The following is a 9,679-nucleotide window of genomic DNA, read 5'->3' on the forward strand; positions in this document are numbered from 1 at the left end:
CCTTATCGTTCACGGAATGCTTCTTTGGCTTTCAAGACCGGTTTTAATATGAAATCTAATATGGTTTTTTCGCCGGTTCGGATTTCAACGGTTGCAATCATTCCAGGCATAATAGGGAATACTTTATCTTTAAGATTTAAGGCTGCTTTATTTGTCCGAACTAATACGCGGTAATAAGTGGTATCTCCGCGTCCCTGACGCATCTTGTCTTCATCTTTTAAAGTATCGGCACTAATATGTTCTAAAACACCATCTAGCCCACCATAAATGGCATAATCATATGCAGTAATTTTTACTATTACAGGCAAACCAGGACGTAGGAAAGCGACATCTGATGGCTTAATTTTAGCCTCCACTAATAGCTGATCTTCTAACGGAATAATTGCCATAATTTCACCACCTTGAGGAATAACGCCCCCAACTGTAGTGATTTTGATGTTGTTTACCGTTCCTCGCACTGGAGCCATAATAGTGGTGCGATTCATTACATCTTTGCGAGCAGCTATATTTTCCACACTCTGTGCCAACTCACTTTCAAATTTGTTGAGTTCAGCATTAGCGTCAGAACGGAACTTGTTCTGACGTTCGGTAATTTGCAACTGAAATTCATTTGCCTGACGACGCATCCGCAGCAGCTCTACTTCTGACATCAACCCTTTACGCATCAGGGGTTCAGACAGATTGATTTCATCCTGTGCCAGCTTCAGACTAGTCTGCAACGTCTTTACACTCTCATCTAGTGTCTGTTTCCGGGAATTAAATGCCTGAGTCTCATCTTTCACCACTGATGCCACCGCCATCACATCTGCTGGGAATTCTAGTGGAGTTCCGTAGGCTTCTGCCCGCAAGCGTACAATAGTACCCTTCAGGCCAATCACTTTAGAAACCCCTTCACGGTAGATAGCACTAACACGAGTTGGATCAATTTTCAGCAGTACTTGACCTTTTTCTACCACGTCCCCTTCACGCACATTTAGCTCTTCTAGAATTCCTCCCTCCAAGTTCTGAATAATTTGTTCCCGGCTAGCCGGAATAATACTTCCCTCTCCCAAGGTAATTTCTTCCACACGGGCAAATTTTGCCCACACAATAGTAATAACCAGAATGGCTCCAATTAAATACAGCATGATCAGACTGAATGGAGTCTTCTGCTCTATCAATGCTTCTTGCAAGTCACTCATAAAAGGTAAATCACTATTTTTTACTTTTCCTGTCGACCGAGAAGCCGATCGTTTATTGCGTATTTTTAGTATATCCCCTATCATTACCTATTGTTTTCCTTAAACTTTATACATTTTCCACTATGAGTTACCACATCCTTGTGCTTATGCGTACTTCACTACTGTGCCCGACCATTAGCTTTTAAAGCAGCAATGACTTCATCTTTTAGCCCATCGGCAATTACTTTTCCTTCATCAAGTACAATCAACCTATCTACCAGTTCTAATAATGAGAAACGGTGTGTTACTAAAATTACAGTTTGATCTTGAATGGAGTTTTTTAGTTTTTTTATAAACTGCAATTCTGTCATTGCATCCATAGAACTCGTTGGCTCATCCATTAATAGAACTTTGGGGTTTAACAATAAGCAACGAGCTAGTGATACCAGTTGTTTCTGGCCACCAGAAATACCCTGGCCCATTTCACCGATTGGCATTTCAAAACCGAGTGGATGACGGGAGGCAACATGTTCTAGTCCCGTTATACGAGCTACATTAAGAAGTTCTTCTGTTGTCGCCGATGGATTACCAATAGTGACGTTTTCACGCAATGTTCCAAAAAATAAACGACTATCCTGACCTACATAGCCTATTGAGCGACGCCAATCTGCTGGATCCACTTGCGTAGCATCCACATTATCAATCATTAATTGGCCACTACTTGGCTGGAACAGTCGTGCTATTACTTTTAATAAGGTTGATTTACCGCCACCAATACTACCTAAAATAGCAATACGCTCTCCCTGACGAATAGATATATTGATATTTTGTAACACAGTCGGAGAAGCCATCATGCCGCTGCCTGGATAGCTAAAGCTGACATTTTTTAAGCGTAGATGTCCGATAAAATTTGGTGATGATAAGTAATGAATTTTTTCATTACGTTCGGTGGGTATATTCATTAATTGATTCAACGAAGCCAAAGCAGCTTTTGCTTGCTGGAAGCGAATCGCTAATCCAACGACAGATACCAAAGGTGATAGGGTTCTACCAGATAAGATGACTGCACCAATCATCGAACCCATAGTTAGCTCCCCTGCATGAATTAAATACACCCCCCAGATCACCACAACAACTGTCGTTATCTGTTGAATAAAAGTCACAAAAGTCGTTGTTGTGCTAGATAAAGCTTTAGACTTCATTGAGGTGCTAGCGGCTAGAGCGCTAAAATCATCCCAACGCTTTTGCATTATTCCCTCACCTTGAACAGCTTTTAATGATTCAAGTCCATCAACAGTCTCAATCAATAGCCCCTGTTTCAAAGAAATTTCACGCAGATTCTCCTTCATGTTTCTTGCTAACGGCCACTGAATAAAAACACTAACAATTAGGATGATAGGAACTGCACATAGCGGTACGATGACCAGTGGCCCACACACCAAATAAATAATGAATAAAAACAAAGCACAGAATGGTAAATCGGACAAAGTTGATAGAGTTGCTGAGGTTATAAAATCACGTACAGATTCGAATTCACGTAATTGATTAGCAAAAGAACCTGAAGACTGAGGTTTACCTTCCATTCGAATGCTTAATACTTGTCTAAATAGCATTGAGCCTATTAATAAATCAGCCTTTTTCCCAGCAATATCAAATAAATGGGATCTAACCAGTCGAGAAATAAACTCAAAAATAATCGCAACAAATACCCCAATAGCTAAAGACCATAGCGTCACATAAGCTTGTGTCGGGACTACTCGGTCATACACATTCATGGTAAAAAAAGTGGAGGCTAATGTTAGAACATTAGCCAATAGTGCTGCAAAAGCTGCACTAATGAAGTAATGACGATAACGCCATAAAGTGGAAAATAACCAATGGACTTCTTTATTTGGTTTCGGTAAATAATCGTTATTGCGCTCCTCTAATTTAGGTTTAGGATTACACAGCAAAACATAACCAGCATACATATCGCTTACTGAACTAGCAGATATTGTTACTTCTCCAGCATTATCTGGTAAAACGACCAGATAAGTAAAAGTAGAGTTTTTTTCCTTATTTCGTTTAGTGATAATACAGTAATTACCATTTTTACAGGCTATAACGACTGGAAATAAATAGGAAAATAATTGCTCAAGATCTCGTTCAACCCAAGCACACCCCATAGCAATTTTATCTAGCATACGTAGTGCAAGTTGAGGAGTGAGTTTTTTCTCTTTAGGTAATCCAGCATATAATACAGCTGTACTAGTCGGTTTATTATAATAAGTAGCCAGCCATTGAATGGACCAGAGTAAACTATCCTGTTGTGCGTCCATTGCAGGGACAAAATCCTGACTCATAGTAATTCCTTGCATTGATATAAATTACAGAAAAATATCAAATCAAATATATTGATAAAATAATACATAATTCAGCTATAGAAATGTATTGCAGATACCATATCTACAGCTGAATAAAATATATTTATACAAATGTGTTATATGCACATTCTAGATATTAAATAAATATCCAAAACTACTATTTCTAAAATAATCCTAACGTTGTTTTTTCTCTTTTACCTACAAAAGAGACTTCACTTTTAAACATAATGTCAACACGACGGTTAGCTCGATTACAGTAATTACGTTCGTTCGCTAGTAAACCAGTACAGTCAACTGTTGGATTATTAGCGCCTTGACCTGTGGCAAACAGCATTGATGGAGAAACGCCATAAGATATCAATATATCTTTCACAGTTTCTGCTCGTTGTACTGATAACTTCTGGTTAAATACTTGGTTACCTACAGGATCCGCATGACCTACAATATTAACTTGAGTATTAGCAGGTAATTTAATTATATTCTCTACCATACCCTTTATTATACCCCCCCCACCTACCTCAATATCTGAAATATTCTTTCCTGCAAAACTAAATAATATATTTCCTAGCGGCGCCCCTTCCTGATATTCACAAACACGTACAGCAGAAGCTCTATTAATAGTTTTTCCGCCCTTATAGCCAAATAGTTTGTTTTCTGCTTGTAGTCTATCAACGGTAACAGGGATTCCTGCCTCTGGTGCACGATTAGTCTCAATGAAGTAAGTCTTGCCACCGGTAAATTCTACATGTGATTCAGGTCTATATTTACCTTTATACTTTGGAGCATCATCCATATAAGCTTCAATAATATGTTTACCTGGTTCAACGCAAAATACGGTAAATTCACCGTCTCTTAAGGCACCCTGAAACTCTTGATCAACATAAACATTAGATACCCCTACCTCAACATCATTGCTATACAATGCTCGATAAAACACCACTTGCGCCAAGTGCTCACTTACGTTACTGACAGGAACGTATTGCCCTCCTGTATGTGCTAGCATAGAAGGCATTATCGCAGTTTCTGTTGAGTCGACTTCTATTACATTATTAGCCATTACATTGAAAGCTATTAAAACAGATAATCCTATTACTGAAACTTTCACAAATTTAGCTAATTTACTTATTTTTCTATTATTTTCCCTAAACATGGTTCACTCCAATCTATTCTGTGATGGGTTTATTAAACAGTGTTCCGGAGGGGGTTTTACAACACCCTCCGGTAAAGTAATTATAGGATGACCGGATTCACTGTATTTTCGACCAGTACTTCAATACCTGAAGTACCCATAGTCCAGACGTTATAAGTGTTACTGTCGTATTGATAGTTACTGTGTGAAATATTCCACTGGCCGTCAGCCTTTTCTAACTGCAAAGTACTACCAGCTTCACCATTAACTATGATTGCTTTATTACCACTGTTAATTGCTAACTCTTCAGACCCTAAACGCAAGACATCTTCAAGCGATACATTCAATGTGTTTCCACCATTAGCCATATCGAAGATTTCCACCGAGTTCAGTTTGTCTTTTAATACACTCAGGTCTAACAATTCACCTTTAGTATCCATAATTAGAGTATCAATGCCTGCATCACCTGAAATGGAAGCAAAATCTGTAGAGATAATACTTATGGTGTCGTTACCATCTCCCCCTATTACCTGATCTTCTTTACCAATATTGATAAAGCTATCATCGCCCAGTCCTCCCAGTAGAACATCTGTCTGTTCAGTACCAAATAGGGTGTCATTACCTGCAGTAAACATTTGTGTGATGGTCTGGAAGTCACTCGTAGTAGCAGACATACCCTGAATATCGCTGTTATCAACAGTCAACTGTTGATTAGCCAGTAAGGTCAACAGATCCGTTTGTACATCTTTCAGAGTCAATAGTAACTCTGAGCTATAGGCGCTACCATTACCATCACGGTCGATATAAAGTAGGGTGTCATTACCAGATATCTGAACGTTTAAGTAGTTAGCTATGGTTTCACCTGCTTCCATTGTAGCGCCCCCACTAACCCACTTAGCTCCACCGCCAAAGGTGTAACTCACTAACATTTCACTAATATCAATACAATCAGCATTCGGTGTTGTTTCTTTAACTCCCAGAGTGAAACCATTTACAATATCACTTCCATTACCTCCTCGGTTATCACCAGTGAATCCCTTCTGTGGTTTATACAACAGGGTATCACGACCACCATGGATTAAATTGAATGTGTCATTACCTGCCCGCCCTTCGAAGATATTGTTACCCGCATCGTCAGTGAAGGTGTCATTACCTGCACCACCTGCAATACCTTCGATATTGTTGAGAGTAACCGTATTCCAGCCGGTGTATTGCGCTGATTTATTAACCAGATTAATAGTTAAATCAGTATTATTGGCTAATTTAAAATCAACAGTATCTACATTGAGCACTTCTGATTTAGTTTGAGTGCTGGAAGCACTAGCACTGCCGCCGTCATAAGTCTTATTCCCTAATTCAGCAATAAAGGTATCGTCATAGTTAGTACCGGTAATAACTGAAGATTTAGAGCTTGCAGACGACGTACCTGTACCAGCTGTGAGCACTTGTAAATTTTTTGCCTCTCCAGCCTTAAGGTTCGACCATGATTGATTAACATTCTCTATCGTATTGTTGCCAATAGATGTCACACCACCAATATCCTGAGATTCCCCCATAACATTACGTAGTAAAACAACACTATATGTTTCACTTGGGTTTAAACCATAGAAACTCACGATCCCAGTACTGTTATTGGTTTGTGAACCAGACTGAGGGTTAATTATCTGAGAAGAAACAACATTCCCATTTGAATCAATAAGTTGAATAGTATTACCAAAGAAAGTATTCAGCCCTTCTGAATCTAAGATTCGAAAATGCATGCTGGTTCCATACGCAATTTTGTTGTTATTCATAACAACAGAGGTTTGGTTGTTTGCGGTGAAAATCAGCAGATCTTTAGCTCCATCAAAATCCAGATCGATACTTATTATCCCAGTAACGGGGTTTCCTTTAAACCTACCGTCGCTTGAAATAGAACCCCCGAACTGCACAGCATTAGTTTTATCAGAACTAAAGGATGTATCAGATTGCAAGTACTGCGTACTAAAGTTAGTTGAGCTACTGGTTGAATTATTTAGATACAAGTTAATTGTACCCGAAATGATATCACGGTCTGATGCCCCCCCCCCAATTCTGGGGGCTTCAATGACATCCATTTTGCCATCACCATCCCAGTCAACAGCAACCGAAGCTCCACCAATCACATCGTCATCCATCTGATAAGTGTTAGATGGTTTCCCTATACCATTCATCTTGGTTGAATAGAGCTTTCCATTTCCATCATTAAAGAGAATTGTACTATTCGCTTGTTTTGATAGGTCAGAGGTACCTCCATCATCCACTGATGCTAGAAATAGATCCATATAGCCATCACCATTAAAATCGGCCCACGTCATTGAAGGTTCTGTAGCCATAGAAATCGCTGAACCTATATTGAAGAAGACATCATTAATGATTTGAGAGGTTGATAACTTACCACTTCCATCATTCTGAAGTAGGACTAAACGCTGTGGATCTAGGCTCGAATTTGTTTTCGTTGAATCTGCAGCTCCAAGTTTATTGCTACCTAATGTTCCATGGAATGCAATATCAACAGCGCCATCATTATTTAAGTCAACGCCAGATAGTGTCTGGCCAAAGCCAGCATTACCACTATTTTTACCGTTGTTACTTGTATCCCATGTATACCAATCATCTTTAACGAAAGTACCCGCATTATTAAAGACTATTTGTGAATTAGGCCCTTTACCTGTGCTTGCTGCATCATTTGGTGTGGAATCTCCAAACAGTAAATCGGCATAACCATCACCCATTAAGTCAATGGCAACAACGCCGCCATACCAAGTGCGTGCGTTGGCAAGTCCTCCCATTTGTTCTGCCGTGTAATTACCATTCCCTTGATTCCAAAATACTTGTTGACCATTAGAATAACGGCTATCAACACCAACAATATCCATTAAACCATCACGGTTTAGATCGATAAATGTTGCATTCTGTATCATATTTAACTCGTTACTACCGCTACCTACTCCTCCGGAATTCGGTTGTAATACTTGTGAGTCAAATACGGTAGGATTATTCTCCTTACTGGTATACAAGATGTGATTACTAAAAATCTCCCATTGACCATTCTTATTTAAGGTAACAGCCATACCTTTATTTGAGCCATCTCCATCGAAAATAAGTTCAGGAGTGCTATCAATAGTGATATCGTAATGATTCGAATAATCGCTGGTTTGACCTACGGTATTAGTGTGCGTTACAGAAAAATCATGTTTACCGTCACTTAATGAAATTTGAGGTGTATAGTTCCATGATCCATTACTAGCGGCAGTTGTTGTACCCAGTAATACGCCATTATCATAGATATGAATGATACCGCTACCGGCCGCCGAGCCTTTCAGGGTTGGAGTATTATCGTCAGTCAGGTCACCTTTTTGTAGGGCGCCGGTGATGACCCCCACATTGTCTTCCACGGTCTCAATGACCGGCGGTAACGGTTTGGACGCGTCCACCACGATGGCGTACGGCGTACTCGGTTCGGTAGCATTGCCCACCGGATCGACTTCCACCGCAGTAAATTCATTGTCGCCCTTCGCCAGCGGAGAGACCGGACGCAGCGTCCAGTTGCCGCTCTGATCCACCGTGGTGCTGCCGATTTCCCGGCTACCGCTACTGTCTTTCACATACACAATAATGGTGTCGCCGGCGGTCCCGGTACCGCTGATAGTCGGTCGGGTATCGTCGGTGGTCTCCCCTTTATTGACATTGCCGGTAACGCTGCCCACCTGATCGTCCACGCCGGTAATGGCCAGCTGTCTGGCATCCGGGGCGGTAAAGTCCATGGTCAGTTCAAAATCCGCCGACGGCCGGCTCACATTGCCCGCCGCATCGGTGGCGGTCACGTGGAACAAGTGCTGGCCTTCACCCTGCGGTGAGGTCGGGGTAAAGGTCCACTGGCCGTTTGCGCCAGTCGTCACTGAGCCTAACAGTGTATTACCATCGTAAATGGTGACCACGCTGCCCACTTCCGCCTTACCGGTCAGGGTTGGCGTCGGGTCATCGGTGGCATCACCGTGATTCAGGGTTCCCTGCACCGCCCCCACATCATCGGTGGCCGATTCAATTGTCGGCACGCCCGGCGTGGTAGTGTCCACGGTAAACTCAAACGCGGTAGTCGGTTTGGTGGTGTTGCCCGCCGTATCGATGGCGGTCACAGTAATGCTGTGCTGCCCTTGAGACAGGTCGCTGCTTGGCGTAAAGCTCCAGCTACCGTCCTTATTCACGGTGGTGGAGCCCAGCAGGGTGGCACCGTCGTAAATATTGATAATGCTGCCGGCCTTACCGCTACCCACCATTTCAGGACGGGTATCGTCGGTCACCCCGTTCGGGGTGATATCACCGGTAATGGCGCCCGCATCATCCACCAGTTTATCCAGACTGACGGTTACACCGCTAGTATCAACGGTGATATTCACCGCAGGACTGGCTTCGTTGGTATTGCCCGCCTTATCCGTCACCGTGGTGGTAAACTGGTAGTCACTGTCCGGCAGCGGTGAGCTTGGGGTAAACGACCAGTTGCCGTTGTCGTCCACCTTGGCAGTGCCAATCAGGTTACCGTCATTCAGCACCGACACGGTGCTGCCGGGTTCAGCCCAGCCGCTGAAGGTCGGGGTGTTGTCATCGGTAGTGTCGCCGTTTTTCAGCGGCCCCTGATAGTCGCCCACATTATCGGTGATCAGCAGATTCTCTGCCGCATCCGGCGCAGTGGTGTCCACGATAAAGTCAAATACCCCGGTCTTGTCACTGGTCTGACCCACTGCGTTAGTCGCATCGGCCGTAATGCTGTACTTACCGTCGGCCAGCGGGGTGGACGGCGTGAAGCTCCAGTTACCCTTGCTGTCCACCTGGGCCGAACCGATAGCCACGTCGTTGTTGTACAGCGTAACGATACCGTTTGGCACCGCCGAGCCTTTCAGGGTTGGAGTATTATCGTCAGTCAGGTCACCTTTTTGTAGGGCGCCGGTGATGACCCCCACATTGTCTTCCACGGTCTCAATGACCGGCGGTAACGGTTTGGACGCGTC

General features: G+C 42.6%; 4 protein-coding genes. All 4 read right to left on the reverse strand.

Annotated elements, in window-relative coordinates:
* Window positions 1-2: 2 nt before the first annotated feature.
* The 4 genes from I2494_RS18185 to I2494_RS18200 all read right to left on the reverse strand — a co-directional run bounded on the left by I2494_RS18185 (window position 3) and on the right by I2494_RS18200 (window position 9,631).
* Window positions 3-1,265, reverse strand: coding sequence for an HlyD family type I secretion periplasmic adaptor subunit (locus I2494_RS18185; protein ID WP_218468479.1), 1,263 nt, complete (start codon window positions 1,263-1,265; stop codon window positions 3-5).
* Window positions 1,266-1,339: 74 nt separating this feature from the next.
* Window positions 1,340-3,502, reverse strand: coding sequence for a type I secretion system permease/ATPase (locus I2494_RS18190; protein WP_228351011.1), 2,163 nt, complete (start codon window positions 3,500-3,502; stop codon window positions 1,340-1,342).
* A gap of 184 nt (window positions 3,503-3,686) precedes the next feature.
* Window positions 3,687-4,673: an OmpA family protein gene (locus I2494_RS18195; RefSeq protein WP_218468481.1), complete on the reverse strand. Its 987-nt coding sequence runs from the start codon at window positions 4,671-4,673 to the stop codon at window positions 3,687-3,689.
* An 80-nt stretch (window positions 4,674-4,753) separates the two neighbouring features.
* Entirely contained in the window at window positions 4,754-9,631 is a 4,878-nt protein-coding gene (locus I2494_RS18200; RefSeq protein WP_218468482.1) for an Ig-like domain-containing protein, read from the reverse strand.
* Window positions 9,632-9,679 lie beyond the last annotated feature (48 nt).

The sequence above is a fragment of the Limnobaculum allomyrinae genome (genome assembly GCF_016649425.1).
In the GTDB taxonomy this organism is placed as follows: domain Bacteria; phylum Pseudomonadota; class Gammaproteobacteria; order Enterobacterales; family Enterobacteriaceae; genus Limnobaculum; species Limnobaculum allomyrinae.

What these genes read in the sequence shown, in the direction of transcription:
- I2494_RS18185 (WP_218468479.1), bottom strand. Translation starts at nt 1,265, where the DNA reads ATGATAGGGGATATACTAAAAATACGCAATAAACGATCGGCTTCTCGG.
- I2494_RS18190 (WP_228351011.1), bottom strand. Translation starts at nt 3,502, where the DNA reads ATGAGTCAGGATTTTGTCCCTGCAATGGACGCACAACAGGATAGTTTA.
- I2494_RS18195 (WP_218468481.1), bottom strand. Translation starts at nt 4,673, where the DNA reads ATGTTTAGGGAAAATAATAGAAAAATAAGTAAATTAGCTAAATTTGTG.